General features: G+C 72.6%; 13 protein-coding genes. 3 read left to right on the top strand and 10 right to left on the bottom strand.

Annotated elements, in window-relative coordinates; all coding sequences use genetic code 11:
* Positions 1-138: 138 nt before the first annotated feature.
* The 3 genes from proB to QIY60_RS18830 all read right to left on the bottom strand — a co-directional run bounded on the left by proB (position 139) and on the right by QIY60_RS18830 (position 4,726).
* The gene (gene proB, locus QIY60_RS18840; RefSeq protein WP_283143510.1) at positions 139-1,266 is read right to left on the bottom strand and encodes a glutamate 5-kinase; all 1,128 of its coding nucleotides are present in this window, start codon (positions 1,264-1,266) and stop codon (positions 139-141) included.
* A gap of 113 nt (positions 1,267-1,379) precedes the next feature.
* A complete protein-coding gene (gene galE, locus QIY60_RS18835; protein ID WP_283143509.1) occupies positions 1,380-2,354 on the bottom strand; it encodes a UDP-glucose 4-epimerase GalE in 975 nt (324 codons plus the stop codon).
* A gap of 212 nt (positions 2,355-2,566) precedes the next feature.
* Positions 2,567-4,726, bottom strand: a complete 2,160-nt coding sequence (locus QIY60_RS18830; RefSeq protein WP_283143508.1) for a PIG-L family deacetylase — start codon at positions 4,724-4,726, stop codon at positions 2,567-2,569.
* A gap of 200 nt (positions 4,727-4,926) precedes the next feature.
* Between QIY60_RS18830 and QIY60_RS18825 the strand changes: the two genes are divergently transcribed.
* Positions 4,927-5,928 (top strand): hypothetical protein, encoded by a 1,002-nt coding sequence (locus tag QIY60_RS18825; protein ID WP_283143507.1) that lies wholly within the window; start codon positions 4,927-4,929, stop codon positions 5,926-5,928.
* Complete coding sequence (locus QIY60_RS18820) at positions 5,925-8,747, top strand: stealth conserved region 3 domain-containing protein (RefSeq protein WP_283143506.1); 2,823 nt, start codon at positions 5,925-5,927, stop codon at positions 8,745-8,747. The genes QIY60_RS18825 and QIY60_RS18820 overlap by 4 nt, the downstream gene beginning before the upstream one ends.
* Before the next feature lie 137 nt (positions 8,748-8,884).
* Here QIY60_RS18820 and QIY60_RS18815 read toward each other — a convergent pair whose 3' ends face one another.
* From QIY60_RS18815 to rplU, 4 genes are all read right to left on the bottom strand, one after another.
* Positions 8,885-10,621, bottom strand: a complete 1,737-nt coding sequence (locus QIY60_RS18815) for a stealth family protein (protein ID WP_283143505.1) — start codon at positions 10,619-10,621, stop codon at positions 8,885-8,887.
* A gap of 309 nt (positions 10,622-10,930) precedes the next feature.
* Complete coding sequence (gene obgE, locus QIY60_RS18810; RefSeq protein ID WP_283143504.1) at positions 10,931-12,370, bottom strand: GTPase ObgE; 1,440 nt, start codon at positions 12,368-12,370, stop codon at positions 10,931-10,933.
* Positions 12,371-12,497: 127 nt separating this feature from the next.
* On the bottom strand, positions 12,498-12,752 hold the full coding sequence (rpmA, locus tag QIY60_RS18805) for a 50S ribosomal protein L27 (protein WP_049715810.1): 255 nt from the start codon (positions 12,750-12,752) through the stop codon (positions 12,498-12,500).
* A 14-nt stretch (positions 12,753-12,766) separates the two neighbouring features.
* A complete protein-coding gene (gene rplU / locus QIY60_RS18800) occupies positions 12,767-13,087 on the bottom strand; it encodes a 50S ribosomal protein L21 (protein WP_015033583.1) in 321 nt (106 codons plus the stop codon).
* 292 nt (positions 13,088-13,379) lie between these two features.
* On the opposite strand from rplU, the gene QIY60_RS18795 reads away from it, so the two are divergent.
* Positions 13,380-15,239, top strand: a complete 1,860-nt coding sequence (locus tag QIY60_RS18795) for a hypothetical protein (protein WP_283143503.1) — start codon at positions 13,380-13,382, stop codon at positions 15,237-15,239.
* Positions 15,240-15,428: 189 nt separating this feature from the next.
* Here QIY60_RS18795 and QIY60_RS18790 read toward each other — a convergent pair whose 3' ends face one another.
* The 3 genes from QIY60_RS18790 to QIY60_RS18780 all read right to left on the bottom strand — a co-directional run bounded on the left by QIY60_RS18790 (position 15,429) and on the right by QIY60_RS18780 (position 21,667).
* Complete coding sequence (locus QIY60_RS18790) at positions 15,429-19,409, bottom strand: Rne/Rng family ribonuclease (protein ID WP_283143502.1); 3,981 nt, start codon at positions 19,407-19,409, stop codon at positions 15,429-15,431.
* A 236-nt stretch (positions 19,410-19,645) separates the two neighbouring features.
* A complete protein-coding gene (locus QIY60_RS18785) occupies positions 19,646-20,425 on the bottom strand; it encodes a TIGR03936 family radical SAM-associated protein (RefSeq protein WP_283143501.1) in 780 nt (259 codons plus the stop codon).
* A gap of 132 nt (positions 20,426-20,557) precedes the next feature.
* Complete coding sequence (locus QIY60_RS18780) at positions 20,558-21,667, bottom strand: hypothetical protein (RefSeq protein ID WP_283143500.1); 1,110 nt, start codon at positions 21,665-21,667, stop codon at positions 20,558-20,560.
* Positions 21,668-21,689: the final 22 nt, after the last annotated feature.

Here is a 21,689-nt window from a genome sequence, read left to right as displayed (position 1 = left end):
CTGTGATGCTGTGATGCGATGCAGTACCCCTCGCGGGTCACCCCCGCGAGTACCCCGCAACAAAGTTGACCAGTCCTGGCCGGGTCGCGGGGCGGTTTTCGTGAAGGTGTCTGCCCGAAGGCTGGACTTTCAGCCGTTTCAGGGGTGGAGAACGACCAGATCGTCCCTGTGTACGACTTCGCGCTCGTATTCGGGGCCGAGTTCGCGGGCGAGTTCGCGGGTGGAGCGGCCGAGGAGCTGGGGGATCTCCTTGGCGTCGAAGTTGACGAGTCCGCGGGCGACGGCGCGGCCCGCGGTGTCGCGCAGTTCGACGGGGTCGCCGGCGCTGAACTCGCCTTCGACGGCGGCGATTCCGGCGGGCAGCAGGGAGGAGTGGCGTTCGACGACGGCGCGTACGGCTCCGTCGTCGAGGACGAGGTGGCCCTGGGGTGTGGAGGCGTGGGCGAGCCACAGGAGGCGGTCGGCGGAGCGGCGGCCGGTGGTGTGGAAGTAGGTGCCGGTGTCGCGTCCGGCGAGGGCGTCGGCGGCGTGGGTGGCGGAGGTGAGGACGACGGGGACGCCGGCGGCGGCGGCGATGCGGGCGGCTTCGACCTTGGTGACCATGCCGCCGGTGCCGACGCCCGCTTTGCCGGCGCTGCCGATCTGTACGTGGGCGATGTCGTCGGGGCCGTGGACTTCGCCGATGCGGGTGGTGCCGGGTCTGCTGGGGTCGCCGTCGTAGAGGCCGTCGACGTCGGAGAGCAGGACGAGCAGGTCGGCGCGGACGAGGTGGGCGACGAGGGCGGCGAGGCGGTCGTTGTCGCCGAAGCGGATCTCGTCGGTGGCGACGGTGTCGTTCTCGTTGACGACGGGGAGTGCGCCCATGGCGAGGAGCTGGTCGAGGGTGCGGTAGGCGTTGCGGTAGTGGGCGCGGCGGCTGGTGTCGTCGCTGGTGAGCAGGACCTGTCCGACGCGTACGCCGTAGCGGGCGAAGGAGGCGGTGTAGCGGGCGACGAGGAGGCCTTGGCCGACGCTGGCGGCGGCCTGCTGGCGGGCGAGGTCGGTGGGGCGGCGGCGCAGGCCGAGGGGGGCGAGTCCGGCGGCGATGGCGCCGGAGGAGACCAGCACTATTTCCTTCTCGCCGCCGCTGCGGGCTTTGGCCAGGACGTCGACTAGGGCGTCGACGCGGTCGGCGTCGAGGCCGCCGGAGGCGGTGGTGAGGGAGGACGAGCCCACCTTGACGACGATCCTGCGGGCCTGGGTCACGTACTGCCTTGCCACTGTCACACCGGGGAATCTATGCCAGGCCGGGGTCTGGGCGCACGGCCGTTTCGAGCGTTGGACGGAGCGTTGGACGGGCCCCCGCCGGGCGGGCGGGGGCCTTCAGGGGATCCAGGGCCTCAGTCGCGCGGGTGGCGCAGCAGCCAGCCCTCCCAGGCGGAGGTGACCATGGCGCGGATGTCGTGGCGGGCGCTCCAGTCGAGTTCCTTGGTGATGAGCTCGGCGGAGGCGACGACGCGGGCCGGGTCGCCGGCGCGGCGCGGGGCGACCTCGGGGGCGGGCTCGGTGATGCCGGTGACGTCGCGGATGATGTCGACCATCTCGGCGACGGAGGCGCCTTCGCCGCGGCCGATGTTGAGGATGAGGGCGGCTTCGGGGTCGGCGGCGAGCCGGCGGGCGGCGGCGACGTGCGCGGTGGCGATGTCCTCGACGTGGATGTAGTCGCGGACGCAGGTGCCGTCGGGGGTGGCGTAGTCGTCGCCGAAGATGAGCGGGGCCTTGCCCTCGGTGAGGCGCTCGAAGACCATCGGGACGAGGTTGAAGATCCCGGGGTCGCCGAGTTCGGGGGAGGCGGCGCCGGCCACGTTGAAGTAGCGCAGCGAGGCGGTGGCCATGCCGTGGGCCTTGCCGACGGCGCTGACGAGCCATTCGCCCGCGAGCTTGGTCTCGCCGTACGGGCTCATGGGCAGGCATTCGGTCTGCTCGGTGACGAGGTCGACGTCGGGCATGCCGTAGACGGCGGCGGAGGAGGAGAACAGGAAGCGGCGCACGCCGGCTTCGGCGGCGGCCTCCAGGACGGTGCGCAGGCCTTCGACGTTCTCGCGGTAGTAGTGCAGCGGGCGTTCGACGGATTCGCCGACCTGCTTCTTGGCGGCGATGTGGATGACGCCGTCCACGTCGTTCTCGCGCAGTACGCGGTCGAGGACGTCGCGGTCAAGGACGGTGCCGCGCTCCAGGCGGACGCCTTCGGGCAGCCGGGCCGGGTCTCCGGTGCTGAGGTCGTCGAGGACGACGACCTGCTCCCCGCCGTCGACGAGGGCCTTCACCACGTGAGATCCGATGTAGCCGGCACCGCCTGTGATCATCCAAGTCATACGGACAGTCTAGGAGGCCGGACCGGTCGGACCGGCCTGCTGTGACTTTTCGTACGGACGTGAAGGCGGCGTAAGCACGGTGTGCTTCCGGGCCCGCTCGCAGGCCCGCACGGACGCCCGCTTGGGCGTGCGGAAGAGGCGTACGGGATGGTCCCGTACGCCCCTGTTCGCTCCCGGTCCGCCCGGCTCGGTGCGCCGGTGCGGTGTGTCGGTCAGACGGTGCCCGCGCGCGGCGGGACCCTGGTGACCGCGGGGGTGGTGTTCAGGCCGAGCGTGACGAGGGCGACGCCTTCGCCGGCGCCCTGCACGACGGCGGGGGCGCCGACCATGAAGCCGGAGGACGCGTCGCCGTGGAGGGTGACCTGCTTGCCGCTGTCGACCATCTCGATGGCGCCGGTGCCGCTGCGCGAGCTGAGCATGACGCCGCCGGTGGCGAGGTCCTGGCCGTCGACGAGGGCGACCGGGCCGTAGCCGGTGACCTTCTGGTCGGGCAGTTCGGTCCAGCGGCCGGCCTGGCCGCCGCGCAGCTGGGCGACGTTGATCTGGTCGCTGGAGGGCTTGTGGTAGGCGAGCAGCACGGAGCCGTCCTTGGCGGTGACCGCGTCGGGGGCGTCGCCGGGCCGGGTCTTGAGGCCGCGGGCGGCGCGCACCATGGCGCCTCCGGCGTCCTTCTGGGCCCAGTGCTCGACCCAGCCGAAGGCGGAGCCGAAGACGTGGACGCGGCCGTCGCCGTCGACCGCGGCGGCCAGGCCTTCCTGGATCTGTCCGCCGCCGGACAGCTTCTGCCACGGCGACCAGGTGCCCTGCTTGTCGCGGATGCGGGTGCTGACGCCCTTGGCGGCGTTGCGCACGAAGACGTGCACGGTGCCGTCGGGGGCGGCGATCGCGGTGGGCGGGCCGGTGAGGCGGCTGCGGCGGGGGTCGGTCTCGGGGTTGCCGAGGCTGGTCCACTGCTGCTCGAAGTCGCCGCCGGCGCTCTTCTGCTGCAGGACGACTATCTCGCGGGTGTCGTCCTTGTCGCTGGCGCCGAGGTTGGTGAAGCGCAGGCCGAAGACGAGGTGGCGTCCGTCGGCCGCGGCGACGGCGCTGAGGGCGGGGGCGAGCGGGCCGCCGCCGAGGTCCTCGGCCGTGCCCCAGCCGCCGCTGTAGGGGCCGGACTCGCGCCAGCGGGCGGCGCGGGTGCCGAGCACGGCGTACGCGTTCATCCGGCCGTCCTTGTCGACGACGACCTTGGGGCCTGCGGTCGGGTAGCGGCGGTGGGTGGAGCGGACCCAGCCCTTCTTGGACTTGAGGACGCCGTTGACGCCGACGGAGTAGTCGCCGCAGCCGGAGCCGTTGCCGCACTGCCAGGTGGGGGCGCCGCCGTAGGCGTTGAGGTACTCGGTCTTCTGGTGGACGGTGTCGCTGGGCAGGTTGTAGGGCCAGCGCTGGTTGTAGTAGCCGCGGAACGCCTCGGTGAGGAAGCCGGGGGTGCGCGAGCCCTGGGAGGTGCCCTGGCCCCACTGGGCGAGGGCCCGCCAGGTGAACAGGGCGACGGCGGTGTGGTCGGGGTGGTCGGAGTAGCCGACCTGGTCGCTGCCGCGCGGGTGGAGCTTGTCGTGGACCTGGGCGTCGGGGTCCGGGTCGAGGGTGCGCACCAGCGTGGGCCGGTACTTGCGCATCAGGAACAGCAGCGCGTCGGTGAGCTCGTCGCGGCTGTAGGTGTACTTCTCCTGGACCGGGGACTCGGGGGTGGGCTGGGTGCGCAGCACCACGCCGGGGGTGTTCCACAGCTGGGTCATGCCGACCCAGCCGCGGCCGGTCTTCTCGTGCATCCGCACGCCGAGGAAGATCAGTTCGGCGCGGCGGCCGTTGTACTCCAGGACGTTGAGCTCGGCCTCGCGCCCGCCGGGCAGCTTGAGGGCGGTCCGCGTCCACGGGGTGAACAGGGTCGCGCCCAGCATCCGGGCGTACGCCTGGCGCAGGCCCTGCTGGCGCGCGGAGACGTAGGCGGGCACGTCGGGGCGGGCCTTGGGCTCGCCGGGGGCCTGGTTGACGCCGAAGGAGCCGCCGCCGGTGACGTACACGGAGACGACGGGGACGCCCCGCTCGATCGTGTGGAGCGTGTCCGGGTTCATGAAGAACAGGTCGTCGTCCGGGTGCGCGACGATCGCCATGGCGAGCGGGCGGCCCGGGGCCTCGAAGCTGCTGCGGTGGTCGACCGGCAGCAGCGAGACGGGCTTCGGTGGTTCACTTGTGACGGCGGCGCCTCTGGCCGACGGGTGCTTGCTGTCGCATCCGGCGATCGCACCGGCGGCCACCATCCCCGCCAGCGAAGCCAGCACGGTACGCCGGGAGGCCACTTGGCGTCCCATCATCGGCCAGCGTCCCATGTCCTTCTCCCACTCCCCGTTTCACGTTCATCTGCGATCAAGCAGACCGCCACACGAGGAGAGGGCTGAAAGTTCATTTGGGTTCCACTCGATGAAGCAATCGTGATGCATCGATAGAATTACGAAGCAACTTGCCGATCTTACGCATTATTGGCAGCATGCAACGCTGACCATTAGCCCAGACGAGAGCTAGGTTCACCGTGAGTGACTCACTGCTGCCCTATGCGGTGGGCGCCGCCAAGCGGGCGCGCCGCGCGGCAGTACGAATGCGCCGACGTGTCGAGCAGATGCATACCGTACCGGCCATCGACGGAGTCAAGCCGCGGCCGCTGCTGCAGCCCGTGCACTTCTCGGTCTCCGGTGGGCGCACCCTCAACTTCGCGGTGACCTTCCCGCGCCGCCCCGAAGCGGTCAACGCGGCCCACCTGGAGATGTCACGCGGGCGCAAGGTCGTCCACGTGGAGCTGGAGCAGGAGCCGCAGAGTGACGGAAGTCTCCTTCTGACGGCCACCGCGCCGCTGCGCCACGACGATCCGTCGGAGACCGGCACCCGTGGTCCGGTGCTCTCGTCCGGTATGTGGCGCATGGAAGTCGTGGTCACCGAGAGTGACGGTCGCGAGCTGCGGGCGAAGATCGCCTCGGCCCCCGCGGAGTCGTCCGACGGCCCCACCCTGTCCACCTCGCCGTCACCCACCAGCGGCGCCGTCTTCCGCCCGGTGCGCTCGGTCGACGGCCGCTCGATGCTGAACGTGCGCGGCCCGCGCCACCAGGCCGAGCTCACCTCGTTCGAGCTGCGCTGGGACCGGATCGTGGTGCACGGCCGGCTCATCGCGCCCAAGGCCCCCGTCGAGGAGTACGCCGCGGAGGCGGTGCTGCGGCGCAGCAGCAAGGCGGCCGCGGCCCCCGTGACGTGGGACGGCGACCGCTTCACCTTCGACGTACCGCTCGCCGAGATGGCGGTCGGCCGCACCACCCGCACCTGGGACATGCATCTGAAGGCCGGTGGGAACCGGATCAAGATCGCCCGGCGGCTGACCGATGTGCGTCACCCCAAGCAGGTCTACCGGACACCGTTCCGTATCGTCGCTCTCGACAACGGTTCGCTCGCGAGGGTGCACGCCTACGTCACCCCGGCCGGCGTGCTCGCCGTGTCCTGTACCGGATTCGGAACCGCCCCCCGTGGCGCAGAGGAAGTTGCATGAAGATCACGTTTCTGCTCACCTGGGGCGACGAGATGGGCGGCACCGAGATGGCCGCCTACACCCAGGCGATCCATCTCGCTCCCCGGCACGACGTCGAGGTGCTGAGCGTCTTCAAGACCCGCCCCGAGCCGTTCTTCGCGGCCGCCCAGCAGGTCAAGCGGCGCTACCTGGTGGACAGGACCGGATCCTACGGACGCCCGGTGCGCACCAGCGCCCTGGACGAGACCGCCTGCCGGACGCTGGAGTCGCTGCCGAGCGAGCTGATCAAGCCGTCCTGGGAGTCCACCTTCGACCGGCTCTCCGACATCGAGATGACGGCCGCGCTCGGCTCCCTCGACTCCGACGTGCTGGTCACCACCACCCCGGCGCTGCTCGCGGCGGCCGCCGAGCTCGCGCCTTCCCGGGTCGTCACCGTGCACCAGGAGCACCGCGCCTCCCAGCTGCGCGGCGTCTCCGGTGAGCCGCTGCTGGTCTACGGCCCGCGCGTCGACGCGCTGGTGTCGCTGACCGAGCGCACCAACGACTGGTTCTCCGACTCGCTGCGCGAGGCCGCCCCGGAGCTCGCCGCGATCCCCAACGCGGTGCCCGACGGCTACCGTCCGCGCGCCGACCTGGAGTCCAAGACGATCGTCCTGGCTGCCCGGATGACCCCGGAGAAGCAGCTGGACCACGCCATCCACGCCTTCCAGCGGATCTCCGCGGACTTCCCCGACTGGCAGCTGCGGATCTTCGGCGACGGCCCGCAGGAGGTGCGCCTGCGCCGCCTCGTCGAGGGCCTGGGCATGCACTCGCGCATCGAACTGGTCGGCCGCTCCTCGCAGATGGAGCAGGAGTGGGCCAAGGCCAGCGTCTGCCTGCTGCCCTCGCGCAACGAGGCCTTCCCGCTGGTGCTCCTGGAGATGTTCGCGGCCGGCGTGCCGGTCATCGCGTACGACATCGTCACCGGGCCCGCCGAGATCATCCGCCACGGCGTGGACGGCCTGCTCGTGCCGCCCGGCGACATCGACTCGCTGGCCGCCGCGATGTCCCGCCTCATGGAGGAGGACGACACCCGCCACGCGTTCGGCAAGGCCGCCCGCAAGGGCGTGTACGAGCGGTTCGGCGGCGAGGACATCACCGCCCGCTGGGAACAGCTCTTCGCCAAGCTGGTCGCCCGCCGCGACACCCCCGAGCGCCTGGCCCAGCGCGCCGACCGCACCGCGCTGCGCATCGCGGCCGGCGGCACCCGCAGCTTCAGCGTCGCCGCCCCCGTCTCGCACCAGGCGAACTCGGCGGACGAGCAGAAGGCCCGCGAGGTGATGATCCAGGCGCAGGACCGCACCGGGACGCTGATCCGCTCGGCCGGCCGCCTCGCCGAGCAGCGCGACGACATCAACGGCCCGCGCATGGCGCAGATCAACCTGGAGATCACCGCCAAGGTCCTGGAGGACGCGGGGATCCCGTACATCCTGCTGCGCCACGACGCCGGCGTCGCCTACCGCGTCGCCGTCCCCGTCGAGCAGCGCCGCCGGGTGATCGAGGCCATGTCGACCGCCCTGCACGGCAAGCCGGTCTACGCCGAGCTGGTCACCCCGCGCGGCGCCGCGCCCGGCGCGGTCCTGGCCGAGCGTCTGGGCGAGGTGGGCGAGGTCGCGGGTCTGCGCGTCTTCAAGCCGATCACCTCCGAGAGCCGCACCCTGCGGTACGGACCGGCGTACGGCTGCAGCCTGGAGTTCTGGGCCGAGTCGGAGGAGGACGGCTGGCGCGAGACGCCCCGGCTGACCACCCTGCTCGGACGCCGTCTGCCGAACCTGGAGGCCACCGCCAAGCTGCGGGTCGCCGACCGCGACTACCCGACGCTGGCCCAGTTCACCAAGCAGCTGATGTGGGACGTCGACTACCCGATCGACGTCGTCTACACCTGGGTCGACGACACCGACCCGGCCTGGCAGCAGCGCCGCGACTCGGTGCGCCGCAGCCGGAACATGCCGACCAACGACGCCGACAGCGGCGACGTGCGCTTCCGCAACCGCGACGAGCTGCGCTACTCGCTGCGCTCCCTGGAGATGTTCGCGCCCTGGGTGCGGACCATCTACCTGGTCACCGACGACCAGACGCCGGACTGGCTGGACACCGAGCAGCCCGGCATCAAGGTGGTCAGCCACCGCGAGATCTTCAAGGACCAGGCCTGGCTGCCGACGTTCAACTCGCACGCCATCGAGAGCCAGCTGTACCGCATCGAGGGCCTGGCCGAGCACTTCCTCTATCTCAACGACGACGTGTTCATCGGCCGTCCGCTCAACCCGTCGTCGTTCTTCCTGAGCAACGGCGTCGCCAAGTTCTTCCGCTCGCCCACGGCCGTCCCGCCGACCGAGCCGTCCCCGGACGACGAGGGCTACTTCGCGGCCGCGAAGAACAACCGGGCGCTCCTGGAGGAGGCGTTCGGGCGGACCACGACGACCAGCTTCCTGCACGCGCCGCACCCGCTGCGCCGCAGTGTGCTGACCGAGATCGCGGACAAGTTCCCGGACGAGGTGGGCCGGACCGCGGCCAACCCGTTCCGCGCCAACTCGGACCTGTCGATCACGTCGTCGCTGCACCACCACTACGGCTACCTGATCGGCAGCTCGGTGCCGAGCGCGATCTCGTGCAGCTACATCAACGTGGGCAACTACGACCACCACACGGTGCTGACCCGGCTGCTCGCCGAGCGCGCCCACGACACGTTCTGCATCGGCGAGTCCGCCGACGCGGAGGTGTCGGTGGAGGAGCAGGACCGCGTACTGCGGGCGTTCCTGAGCGCGTACTTCCCGGTGAAGTCGCGGTTCGAGCGCGACTGACGTACGGATACGGGAAAGGGGCCCGCCCCGACCGGAAGGTCGGGGCGGGCCCCTTTCTTCAGGGGCGCGGGGAACTGCGCGAGAAGCGCCCACGGCCCGCGGCCGCGCGACGGCAGATCCCCCCGCCCCGGTGGGCGCTACCGCTTCTCGAACGGGCTCGGTACCGGGAAGTACGCGTCCAGGAAGGGCGTGATCAGGTCCTTCTGCTCGTGCACGTCCTGCTCCGTGGAGACCGTGTCGTTGACGCAGAACACCGTCTTGTCCCGGTTGGCGAGCAGCCGGCCCAGCCGGGTCTCCGTCCACGGGTGCGTCAGGTCGAGGTAGGTGTACGGGAGTTCGGAGGGCACCGCGCGCTGCGTGTGGTACGCGTAGTAGTGGTGCAGGGACGACGAGATGGAGATGTCATCCTCCGAGCGGAACCGGCTCGCCTCGGTGTAGCGGTACTCCGGCTCGAACTCCGTCTCGATCTCGGTGAGCAGGCTGCGGCGCAGCGGGTGCGGCATGTGCTTCATCTTCTGCACGACCACCGCCCCGTACCTCTCCTCGATCAGACGGCGGTTGTTCTTGCCCGCGGCGGCCACCGGCGGGTCCTCGGGGGTGCGGGCGCCCAGCGGCACGAGGGCGGGCGACGGGAAGAACTTGGTGAGGCCGCTGGAGAGGAAGAAGTCCTGCGGGGTGACCTCGTTGCCGAGCATCACGTCGTCGTTGAAGTACAGGAAGTGCTCGGCGAGGCCCTCGATGTGGTGGAGCTGGCTCTCGATGGCGTGCGAGTTGAAGGTGGGCAGCAGGCCCGGGTCGCGGAAGATCTCCTTGTGGCTGACGACCTTGATGCCGGGCTGCTCGGTGTCGAGCCACTCCGGGGTCTGGTCGTCGGTCACCAGGTAGACGTTGCGCACCCACGGCGCGTACATGTGCAGCGAGCGCAGCGAGTAGCGCAGCTCGTCGCGGCTGAGGTAGCGCGCGGCGTTGGCGGACTCGGCGTGGTAGGTCTCGCCCGCGAACTGGGCGCGGCGGCGCAGCCAGGCCGGGTCGGCGCCGTTCACCCACGTGTAGACGACGTCGATCGGGAAGGTGATCTCGTCGGTGGGGTGGATGGCGAACTCGGCGCGGGTGCGCACCTGGGCCGCGTCGGGGGCCTCGCGGGGGGCGAGGTGGGTGAAGTACGCCTCGGAGACCTGCGCGACGGGGCCCTCGGCGGGGAGGGTCTCGGCGAGCTTGCCGACGCGCGGCGGCACCAGTTCGCCGTCCTCCTCCTTCCAGAACTCGACGTCGCAGCCGTAGCGGTTGCCGAGGGTGAGGCGGTGCGTGGGGTCCGTGCGGTACCAGGTGACCCTGACGGTCCCGGCGGTCTTGAACCGGCGCCAGGTGGCGTCCTCGTACCCCGGCAGGGAGGTCTCGGGGACCGGGTTGTTGCCCTTGACGTGGGTGACGTAGCCGGGCTGGTCGCCGCAGAGCGACTCCAGCACCTTCAGCACGGCCGTACGGTCGTCCTCGCGGACGGCGACGGCGGCGGAGGTCTCCGAGCGGCCGCGCACGCAGAAGTGGTCGAGACCGGCCGCGTGCAGGGCGCGCAGCACTATGTCTAGGTTGGCGCGGCGGGCCTGGAGCGGGGTCACTCCGGGGGTGACGAGGGCGACCTTGGGGTCCTTGCCGACGTGCACGACCGTGCGGTCGGCGCCGGAGGCGAGGGTCTGGTAGCGCTTGGTGACGCGGGCGGCGCGCATCTTCTCGGCGACGGCCGCGCCGCCCGCGATGCGCATCTTGACGCGGCGCCGCATGTCGGCGTCGACCTGCGAGACGATCGCGCGCCGCACACTCTCGGGCACGGCCCGCCGGTAGACCCCCAGCAGTCGCGGTGCCTCGGGATTACGCACGGGGGGCTGCTCCTTGACGTTCGTCGGACATCGTACGTTTGCTGAACGTCTCCAGTATGCCGCCGCGGCCTACGGCCTCCGACGCGGGGTTTTCCCCACCCCGCCCCTTCCCGAAAGCCTCCGGCGGTGGGGGTGGGCGAGGGTGGTTTCCGGGGGCTACGCCCCCGGGCCCCCGGCCACGGGTTCATCCGCGGACCGTGCCGGGTTGCCTCGCGCAGTTCCCCGCGCCCCTGACTACCCAGGGGCGCGGGGAACTGCGCGATCAGCCACAGACGGCCCGCAGACGACCGTCAACGCATCCAGCGGGCGCTAGAACGGCTTGAACTCGTCGAACTCCTGCTGCGCCTCGTCCCGCTCCGCCTCGCGGTCCCGGCGGCGCTGAGCGGCCGGACGGGGCGCCTCAAGGCGGTGGTCCTCACCACGGCGGCCCAGCATCTCCGCGCCCGCCATCATCGTCGGCTCCCAGTCGAAGACGACCGCGTTGTCCTCGGGGCCGATGGCCACGGCGTCGCCCGCGCGGGCGCCCGCCTTCATCAGCTGGTCCTCGACGCCGAGGCGGCTGAGGCGGTCCGCGAGGTAGCCGACGGCCTCGTCGTTGTTGAAGTCGGTCTGGCGGATCCAGCGCTCCGGCTTCTCGCCGCGCACCCGGTAGACCTCGGCCGCCTCGTCGTACGTGACCGTGAAGCCCGCGTCGTCGACCGCCTTGGGGCGGATCACGATCCGGGTGGCCTCCTCGACGGGCTTGGCGGCACGCGCCTCGGACACGATCTTCGCGAGCGCGAAGGAGAGCTCCTTGAGACCGGTGCGGGCGACCGCGGAGACCTCGAAGACCTGGTAGCCGCGCTGCTCCAGATCGCCGCGGATCATGTCCGCGAGGTCCTGGCCGTCCGGGATGTCGATCTTGTTGAGGACGACGATGCGGGGCCGGTCGTCGAGGCCGCCGTACTGCTTCAGCTCGGCCTCGATGACGTCCAGGTCGGAGACCGGGTCGCGCTCGGACTCAAGGGTCGCGGTGTCCAGGACGTGCACGAGCACCGAGCAGCGCTCGACGTGCCGCAGGAACTCCAGGCCCAGGCCCTTGCCCTGGCTGGCGCCGGGGATCAGGCCCGGCACGTCCGCGATGGTGTAGACGGTCGAGCCCGCGGTGACCACGCCGAGGTTGGGGACCAGCGTGGTGAACGGGTAGTCCGCGATCTTCGGCTTGGCGGCGGACAGGACGGAGATCAGGGAGGACTTGCCCGCGCTCGGGTAGCCCACCAGGGCCACGTCGGCGACGGTCTTGAGCTCCATGACCACGTCACGGGCCTCGCCGGGCTCGCCGAGCAGCGCGAAGCCGGGGGCCTTGCGCCGGGCGGAGGCCAGCGCCGCGTTGCCGAGGCCGCCGCGGCCGCCCTGGCCGGCGATGAAGGTGGTGCCCTGACCGACGAGGTCGGCGAGGACGTTGCCGTCCTTGTCGAGGACGACCGTGCCGTCCGGGACCGGCAGGACCAGGTCCTGGCCCTCCTTGCCGGTGCGGTTGTCGCCGGCGCCGGGCTGGCCGTTGGTGGCCTTGCGGTGCGGGCTGTGGTGGTAGTCGAGGAGCGTGGTCACCGACTGGTCGACGACCAGGATGACGTCGCCGCCACGGCCGCCGTTGCCACCGTCGGGGCCGCCGAGCGGCTTGAACTTCTCCCGGTGTACGGAGGCGCAGCCGTGGCCTCCGTTACCCGCGGCGACATGCAGCTCGACGCGGTCCACGAAGGTGGTCATGGGCTTGCCTCCAGTACGTACGGAATGTCTGTGTAATGCCGTGTTTCATTAGAAACACGCGAAAGGCGGACCTGCTTCCCGTACGGGGTCCGTACGGGAAGTGAGGTCCGCCTCACGAAAGATCCGGTCAGGCGACCGGAACGATGTTCACGACCTTGCGGCCACGGTGGGTGCCGAACTGCACCGCGCCGGCCTGCAGGGCGAACAGCGTGTCGTCGCCACCGCGGCCGACACCGGCGCCCGGGTGGAAGTGGGTGCCACGCTGGCGGACCAGGATCTCACCGGCGTTGACGGTCTGACCGCCGAAGCGCTTCACACCGAGCCGCTGAGCGTTGGAGTCGCGACCGTTCCGGGTGGACGATGCGCCCTTCTTGTGTGCCATGTCTCCTCAGTCCCTTACTTCGCAGCCGCGGGGATGCCGGTGACCTTGATCGCCGTGTACTGCTGGCGGTGGCCCTGGCGACGGCGGTAACCGGTCTTGTTCTTGTACCGAAGGATGTCGATCTTGGCACCCTTGTGGTGGTCCACGACCTCGGCCGTGACCTTGATGCCGGCCAGCACCCACGGGTCGCTGGTGACAGCGTCGCCGTCGACAACGAGCAGGGTCGAGAGCTCGACCGTGTCGCCAACCTTGGCAGTGGAAATCTTGTCAACCTCAACGATGTCGCCGACAGCAACCTTGTGCTGGCGACCACCGCTGCGCACGATGGCGTACACGCGGATCTCTCTCTCGCTCGGAACGGAAACCCCTGAAGCCAGCCGCGTCACACGGGCGAGCCCGTGATGATCCGGAATGGACGAGCGGCCTCTCCCCGCCACCGCGAACGGTCGCCGGGAGGGAGGTGCTCAGGGGCGGGCGCGCATGGAAACACGCCGAGGGTCAAGGTTACGGGCCGCTTTCCCAGGGGTCAAACCAGCCGATGACCGACCGGTACGGCCGGGCCAGGGGACGAGGGGTCGGGGGTCACTGATTCAATAATCACTCGTGCACCTGCGTTCGCTGCTCTCCATGCCCCGCATGCTCCGCCACGGCTCGTCCGTGGGCGCGGACCTGCCGCCCGACGAGGCCGTCACCGTCGACGCCCCCGACGGCCCGATGGGCGACGCGCTGGCCGCCGTGCACGCGGGCGACCGCGGCCCGGCCGCCGCCCTGCTCGCCGGGACCCGCGAGCGGGCCGAGTGGGAGCGCCGCAGCACCTACGTCACCCAGCTCGCCGCGGCCGCCCTGCACAGCCCCGGCTGGCTGGACGCCTGGCTCGCAGAGTCGCCCGAGGACCCCGACGCCGTCCTGGTCAAGGCCGAGCTCTGCGTCCACCAGGCATGGGAGATACGCAGCGCGGCGCGCGCCAGGGACGTGGCGCCCGAGCAGTTCCAGGCGTTCTTCGCGCTGCTCGGGGACGCCGTCCCGGTGGCGTCCGCGGCCGCCCGGCTCAACCCCACCGACCCGGTGCCCTGGCAGATCGCGCTCACCCACGCCCGGGGCAGCCAGGCCTCTCGCGAGGTGTTCGACGCGTACTGGGCGGAGGCCGTGGCCCGCTCCCCGCACCACTACGGCTGCCACGCGGCGGCCCTGCAGTACCTCTCCGAGAAGTGGTACGGCTCGCACGGCGAGATGTTCGCCTTCGCCGAGCGGGCCGCCGAGAGCGCGCTGCCCGGCTCCAAGCTGCACGCGCTGCCGCTGCTGGCGGCCGTGGAGTACGTGGTGGTCTCCGACGACCCGCGCCAGAGCCCCGTCGAGCGGGCCAGGATCGACGCGGCCGTCGAGCGCGGCCTCGAACTGTCCACCTGGTACGAGCCGGGCGACCCGGACGCGGCGGACTTCCGCAACCACCTCGTCCTGATGCTGATCCTGCACGAGCGGTGGGCCGAGGCGCTGGACGTGTTCCGGGCGATCGGGGTGCGGGCGCGGACGTATCCGTGGGCCTACCTGGGCGAGCCGCACACCGAGTTCGTGGAGCTGCGCTCGGGGGTGCGGATGCAGCTGGCGTCGCGGACGCCGCTGTTCTCGCGGGCGGGACGGGCGGGCGTTCCCGGCCCCGCGGAATCCGCCGGTTCCGCCACCGCGTCCGGGGACGCCCGCGCCCTCTCGCTCCGCTCGCTCGCGATAGCCGCCGCGCCGCCGCACGAGGTCGCCGAGGCCGCGCTGATGTGCGGCGTCTCGCTGCGGATCGCGCCCGCGCCGCCCGGCATGAGTTACGTGGAGCTCGTCCCGGACCCCTCGCCCGGGCGGCGCGCGGCGCTGGCCCGCGACGACCGGCTGTCGGCCGCGGCCGACAGCTTCACCACGGGCGAGAAGTGGGCGGCGCTCGTGCTGCGCCGCACCGGGCCCCGGTACGGGCTCACGCTCCTCCAGAAGGGCACGGAGACCGCGGCCCACCAGTGGGACCCGGCGGCCCCCGTCACCGACCACGCGGCGGCGTCCGCGACCGCGCAGGCCCTGGCGGCCGCGTTCTCCGTCGCCGACGCCCGGCCGCTGGTGGCGCTGCTGCGGGGCGCGGACTCCCCCGCCCGCCGCCAGGCCGACCTGGTGGCGGCGCTCGGCCTGCCGCCGCTGCCGCCGGGCTTCGGCGAGCACGACGAGGTCCTGCGGACCGTCCCCGGCGCCCAACTCCTGGCCCGCCGGGGCGTGTTGCGCGGCATCCGTGACTCCCTGTCCACGGACCTGGGCACCCCGGCGATCCCGGTGCCGCGCCCGCGCCGCTGGTGGCGCCTGCGCGTAGCGGCCCTGACGGTCCTGGTCCCGGCGTCCGCGTACGCCTGGACGACCCCGGACTGCTACCGCGCGACGATCCCGACCCTGGCGTCCTTGTTCCTGGCGAGCCAGCTGCGCACGGCGTGGCGGGCCCGGGGTTCGTCTGCGGCCCGGTGAGGGCTGGTCGCGCAGTTCCCCGCGCCCCTTGAATGCTGCTGCGCAGCAATCCCCTGGGCGCCCCGAAGGGGCGCATTCAGGGGCGCGGGGAACTGCGCGACCAGCCCCCACCGGCCCGCAGGCAAAACTGAAGGCCCGGCCCCGGAATCCCGGGGCCGGGCCTTCAGCGTCGCGTCAGACCGGCGACGGTCAGCTCTCCGACGACGTCGACACCGGCTCGGCCGCCGCCTTCTTCGTCGTCTTCTTCGCCGTCGTCTTCTTCGCCGCGGTCTTCTTGGCCGCCGTCTTCTTGGCGACCGCCTTTTTCGCGGTGGCCTTCTTGGCCGTCTTGCGGGCCGTCTTCTTGGCCGGGGCCTCCTCGTCCGCGACGGGCGAGGCCTCGGGCGCCGTGGTGGACTCCACCACGAGCACCGCCGCCTCCTCCGCGCCCGACGGCGAACCGGCGGGAGCGGTGGCCTTGCGGGTCACCCGGCGACGGGCCCGCGGCGGGGCGGCGACGGGCGCCTCCTCGACGACGGGCTCGGCCACGACCGGCTCGGCCACGACGACCGGCTCAGCCGCAACAGGCTCGGCCACGACGGCCTCCACCACGACCGGCTCGGCCGCGGTGGGCGGGCCCGCCGGGGCGGACACCTTGCGGGTGGCCCGGCGACGGGTGCGGCCGCGCGGCGCCTCGTCCTCGATGAAGGACGCGACCGTGACCGGCTTCGACTCGGGCTCGGGCTCCGCCGCGACCGGCTCGGCCTCGGTGACCGGCTCGGCGGCCCGCCTGGGCGCACCCGCCGGAGCCGACGCCTTACGGGTGGCACGGCGGCGCGACCGGCTGCCGCGGGCCGCGGCCTCCGCCTCGGCGGCGCTGCTGTAGAGCTCCTCGTCCGGCACGAACTCCGGCTCGGCGAGCGCGACGGGGGCCGCGACCTCGGCCGCCACCTCCGCCTCGGTCTCGACATCCGCGGACTCGACGGCCTCGTGCTCGTGCGCCTCGTGGTCGTGCTCGGCGCCGCCCCGGCCGCGCTTCTTGGAGCGCTTGCCGTTGCCGCCGCCACCGACGCCGGTCGGCTGCTCCATGTGCACGATCACACCGCGCCCGTTGCAGTGGACGCAGGTCTCGGAGAACGACTCCAGCAGGCCCTGGCCGACCCGCTTGCGGGTCATCTGGACCAGGCCCAGCGAGGTCACCTCCGCGACCTGGTGCTTCGTACGGTCGCGGCCCAGGCATTCGAGCAGACGCCGCAGCACCAGGTCCCGGTTGGACTCCAGGACCATGTCGATGAAGTCGATGACGACGATGCCGCCCAGGTCGCGCAGCCGCAGCTGGCGCACGATCTCCTCGGCCGCTTCGAGGTTGTTCCTCGTCACGGTCTCTTCGAGGTTGCCGCCCTGGCCGGTGAACTTGCCGGTGTTGACGTCGACGACGATCATCGCCTCGGTCTTGTCGATCACCAGCGAGCCGCCGGACGGCAGCCAGACCTTGCGGTCGAGCGCCTTCATCAGCTGCTCGTCGATCCGGTACGTCGCGAAGACGTCGACCTCGGAGGTCCACCGGGAGAGGCGGTCCACCAGGTCGGGCGCCACGTGCGAGACGTAGCCGTGGATGGTCTCCCAGGCCTCGTCGCCGCTGACGATGACCTTGGTGAAGTCCTCGTTGAAGATGTCGCGCACGACGCGGACGGTCATGTCCGGCTCGCCGTACAGCAGGCTCGGCGAGCTCGTCGAGATCTGCTTGGCCTTCTTGGAGATCTCCTCCCACTGGGCCTGCAGGCGCTCGACGTCACGGCGCAGCTCGTCCTCGCTCGCGCCCTCGGCGGCGGTGCGCACGATGACGCCCGCGTCCTCGGGGACGATCTTCTTGAGGATGGTCTTCAGCCGCGCCCGCTCGGTGTCCGGGAGCTTGCGGCTGATGCCGGTCATCGAGCCCTCGGGCACGTACACGAGGTAGCGGCCCGGCAGCGAGACCTGGCTGGTCAGACGCGCGCCCTTGTGGCCGATCGGGTCCTTCGTCACCTGGACGAGGACCGACTGGCCGGACTTGAGGGCGGCCTCGATGCGGCGCGGCCCGTTGGCCATGCCCAGCGCCTCGAAGTTGACCTCACCGGCGTACAGGACGGCGTTGCGGCCCTTGCCGATGTCGACGAAGGCGGCCTCCATCGACGGCAGCACGTTCTGGACCTTGCCCAGGTAGACGTTGCCTACGTACGAGGTGGCCTGCTCCTTGTTGACGTAGTGCTCGACCAGCACGTTGTCCTCGAGGACGCCGATCTGGGTGCGCTCGCCGCTCTGGCGGACGACCATCACGCGCTCGACGGCCTCGCGGCGCGCCAGGAACTCCGCCTCGGTGATGATCGGCACCCGGCGGCGGCCCTGCTCGCGGCCCTCGCGGCGGCGCTGCTTCTTCGCCTCCAGACGGGTCGAGCCCTTGATGGACTGCACCTCGTCGGACGGCTCGGCCTTCTCGCGGGCCGGGCGCGGCTCGCGGACCTTGACGACCGTGCGCTCCGGGTCGTCCTGACCCGTCTCGTGGTCGCCTCCGTCACCGCTGCGGCGACGGCGCCGGCGACGCCGGCGGCTGCTGCTGGTGCCGGCGGCCGAGGGGGTGTCCTCGGACTCCTCGTCCTCGTCCTCGAACGCTTCGGCCTCGGCCTCGGCGCCCTCCTCCGACTCGGACTCCTCCGACTCGGCGGACTCGCCCCGACGACGGCGGCGGCCACCGCGGCGGCGACGGCGCGAGGGACGGTCGTCCTCGTGCTCCTCGGCCTCGGCGCCCTCCGGCTCCTCCTCGGCGGACTCGGCCTCTTCGGCCTCCTCGGCCACGGGGGCCTGCGGCTCGGGCGCGGTCTCGGCGCTCTCGCCGCGACGGCGGCGGCGACGGCGCGAACCGCCCTGCGGCTCGGCCTGCTCGACGACCGGCTCGGCCTGGACCTCGGTCTCCTCCGGCTCCTCCTCGTCCGTCACCTCGGCGGCTGCCTGGGCGGCGGCCGCGGCGGCGGTCTCCGGGGTCTGGAACATCGGCTCGTGGAAGACCGGCGCCTGGAAGACGGCGACGGCGGGACGGGTGGCACGGCGGCGCGACCGGCCGGTCTCCGCCTTCGGCTCGGCCTCCGTCTTCGCCTCGGCCTCGGGCTCCTTCACGGGCTCCTCGGCGGCGGCCGGGGTGAACTGCGGCGCGGTCGCCTTACGGGTCGCACGGCGACGGGTGCGCCCACGGGGCGCCTCGTCCTCGGCGACGGGCTCGGCAGCGGCCTCTTCGGCCACGGCGGTCTCGACGACCACGGCGGCGACCGGCTCGGCCTCGACCTCGTCGGCGGCCTTGGGCGCACCGGCGGGCGCGGTGGCCTTACGGGTCGCACGGCGACGGGTGCGCGCCGGAGCGGCGGGCTCCTCGGCGGCGGCCACGACAGCGGCCTCCTCGGCCGGGGAGGCGACCGGGTCCTCGGCGGCGACGGCCGGCGGCGCGCCGACGGCGGCCGGGGCCTCCTCGACGGCGGGGGCACCGGCGGGCGCGGTGGCCTTGCGGGTGGCACGGCGACGGGTGCGCGCCGGAGCGGCGGGCTCTTCAGCCTCGACGGCCTCGGGCTCGACGGCCACCTCGGCCACGACGGGCTCGGCGGCCGCGACGACCTCGGCCTCCTCGGCGGCCTTGGGCGCACCGGCCGGAGCCGTGACCTTGCGGGTGGCACGGCGACGGGTCCGCGCCGGAGCGGCGGGCTCTTCAGCCTCGACGGCCTCGGGCTCGACGGCGGCCGGGGTCTCGACGACCTCGGGCGCCTCCTCGGCGGCGGGCGCACCGGCCGGAGCGGTCACCTTGCGGGTGGCACGGCGACGGGTCCGCGCCGGAGCGGCCTCCTCGGCAGCGGGGGTCTCGGCCGGGGCCTCGGCGGCGGCCGGAGTCTCCTCGGCGGCAGCGGCAGCGGCGGGCGCACCCGCCGGAGCGGTCGCCTTACGGGTGGCACGGCGCCGCGGACGGGCCGGAGCGGCCTCCTCGGCGGCGGGCGTCTCGGCCGGGGCCTCGGTGGCCGCGGCGGCCGTCTCGGGCGCGTCGGCGCCCGCGGCTCCCGGCGGACCGGCGGGCCGCGACGCGGCGCGGCGCCGGCGGCGCGGCGGCAGCGTGTCGCTGGGGCTGTTGTTGTCGTCCCCGGTCACACCGGGTTCGTTCTTCTCGTTCTCAAGCATGCGGGCGTAGCTCCCGTCACGCTCCCGGGCGCCGCGCCTTGTTCCGGTCCGGCGGCACGTCCGCGTGATGTGCGCGGGTGCCGTCGTCCGGGGCGCGGGCGCCGCACGGGAGCTGATATGTCCGGCTCGCCGGTTCCGTACGCGATGTACGTACGGCCTGGCGAAAGTCTCCTGGTCAGTGCGCTGCCCGACCCAGGTGGCTCCCGAGTACCAGGGCTGCGCTACAACGACTGCCCTTACGCGGCGGGACCTTCCGACGCCGTCGCAGAAGCGGTCCCGGCGGCCTTGGGTGGAGCGGCCGGGGCTGCCTCGCGGTCGGGCGCGAGCGGGTCGGTCACCGTGCCGGACTCCTCGTCGAAGAGCCCCTGCGCCAGCCTGGTCACCGCTGCGGGGACCGGCGGCGCCAGGTCGGCCACAGCTCGGAGACCGGACAGGACGTCGTCGGGTCGCACGGCAGGTGTCAGGTGCCGTACCACCAGGCGCAGTATCGCACAGGGCTTGTCCACCGGCCTATCAGCCTGTGGAGGAAGCGCCTGGAGGGCGGCGACCGCGCCGCGCGTGTCGAAGGTGCGCATGCCGTTCTTGGTCCTGCGCTGGACCTCGACGGTCTCGGCGGCGAGGAAGGCCTCGACGGCCTTCTCGGCGTCCTCGACGGCGACGCCGTCAAGCCGCATCTCCCAGATGGAGGCGGTCAGCCGGTCGGCGAGGCCCGAGGTGCGGGCCTCCACGGCGTCGGTGATGTCGAGCCCGGCCGGCAGCGACTCGTCGAGCAGCGTGAGCAGCGTCGCCGGGTCGCGGTGCTCGGTGAGCGCGATCTCCAGGTACTCGGCCTCGGAGCCGGTGCCGGTGGGGGCGGCGTTGGCGTACGACACCTTGGGGTGCGGGGTGAAGCCCGCCGAGTACGCCATGGGCACCTCGGCGCGGCGCAGCGCGCGCTCGAAGGCGCGCTGGAAGTCGCGGTGGCTGGTGAACCGGAGGCGGCCGCGCTTGGTGTAGCGCAGTCGGATGCGCTGCACCGCAGGTGCGGGCGGCGGGCCTTCGGGCTGTCGCTTGCCCAGTGGTTCTTCTCCTCGTGCGGGGCGGGCGCGGTGGGCGCCGCCCACCTGTCCTGTGGGGGCCCTCCGGTCGCGGCCCGCGCGCCGCCCGGCTCATCCCTCCGTCTTGCGGAGGGAGATCTCGGGGGCGGGCACCGCGCCGGAGGCAGTAGTTGTACTACCCAGAGTACGCGCCGGATGCGGTGTCGGTTCCCGGGGCGGGCCGCCCACGAGGGCCCGCCAGGCGTCGGCGCGGGCCTGCCGTACAGTCTCGCGGGCCGACGCGAGGGCCTCGCGCGCGGTGCGTCCGGCGGTGCCGAGCGCGTGGCCCACGACCCGCCCGGCCTCGACGGCGGCCCGCTTCACCGGGGCCCACACGGTGTCCCGCACCCAGTGCACAACGGGCGCGCACACCGTCCGCCACACCCAGCGCACCGGCCGCCCCACCAGCTGCCACCCGAGCCACTTCAGCCCGCGCCCGACGGCCCGCGAAATCTGCCCGGCGATCCGCCAGGCGTGCCCGAACGCGGCGACGACTTCCCGGGCAACGACCGTGAGAACGTGCCCGATCGGCGTCAGCACGCGTCGATAGAACCACCCGACGGGTACCACAAACAAGATCAAACCCACTCGAACGAGGGCTTTGCCGATCCCGGCCGCCAGCCACGCGATGCCCGTCCACCCTCCGGCGGCGAGCCAGGCGATCCCCCGGCCCACCCGGGCGAGCCCGGCCCACACAGCGCTCGCGACCCAGGCCACCCCGGCCCCCAGCCCGACCGCCGCCCAAGCGATGCCGTGGCCCACCGGAGTGAGCACGTACCGGTACACCCACGTCGCCGGGACGGCCACCCCGTACCGCCACAAGGGCACGACCAGCCACCGCCACAGCCACGTCAGCGGGGTCACCACGAGGGTGCGGCACAGCCACGCCAGACAGCCGCCCAGGAAGACGAGCGGTACGACCACCAGCGTGTGGCCCAACCAGGCCAGACCGCGGCCGAGGTGGATGAGTGGCACCACCACCAGCGTGTGACCCAGCCACTTCAGTGCGCGGCCCGTCGGGCGCAGCAGCGTGCGGTGGACCGCGCGGGCGGTCGCCGCCAGCGCGTCCCAGATCATGCGGATCGGGACGACCAACACCAGGACGACGATCCGTACCGGGATCCGGATCGCGACGGCGAGGCAGCCCTCGGGCTGTCTCGGCGGCTGCTGCTGGAGTTCCATGCACGTCAAGACGCGGCAAAGG

It is taken from the genome of Streptomyces sp. BPTC-684 (assembly GCF_030028635.1).
GTDB lineage: Bacteria > Actinomycetota > Actinomycetes > Streptomycetales > Streptomycetaceae > Streptomyces > Streptomyces noboritoensis.
This window is presented reverse-complemented; position numbering and strand designations above follow the sequence as displayed.

Excerpts from the sequence above, each read along its gene's own strand:
- galE (WP_283143509.1), bottom strand. The coding sequence starts at position 2,354 with ATGACTTGGATGATCACAGGCGGTGCCGGCTACATCGGATCTCACGTG.
- QIY60_RS18830 (WP_283143508.1), bottom strand. The coding sequence starts at position 4,726 with ATGGGACGCTGGCCGATGATGGGACGCCAAGTGGCCTCCCGGCGTACC.
- QIY60_RS18820 (WP_283143506.1), top strand. The coding sequence starts at position 5,925 with ATGAAGATCACGTTTCTGCTCACCTGGGGCGACGAGATGGGCGGCACC.
- obgE (WP_283143504.1), bottom strand. The coding sequence starts at position 12,370 with ATGACCACCTTCGTGGACCGCGTCGAGCTGCATGTCGCCGCGGGTAAC.
- rpmA (WP_049715810.1), bottom strand. The coding sequence starts at position 12,752 with ATGGCACACAAGAAGGGCGCATCGTCCACCCGGAACGGTCGCGACTCC.
- QIY60_RS18795 (WP_283143503.1), top strand. The coding sequence starts at position 13,380 with ATGCCCCGCATGCTCCGCCACGGCTCGTCCGTGGGCGCGGACCTGCCG.
- QIY60_RS18790 (WP_283143502.1), bottom strand. The coding sequence starts at position 19,409 with ATGCTTGAGAACGAGAAGAACGAACCCGGTGTGACCGGGGACGACAAC.
- QIY60_RS18780 (WP_283143500.1), bottom strand. The coding sequence starts at position 21,667 with ATGGAACTCCAGCAGCAGCCGCCGAGACAGCCCGAGGGCTGCCTCGCC.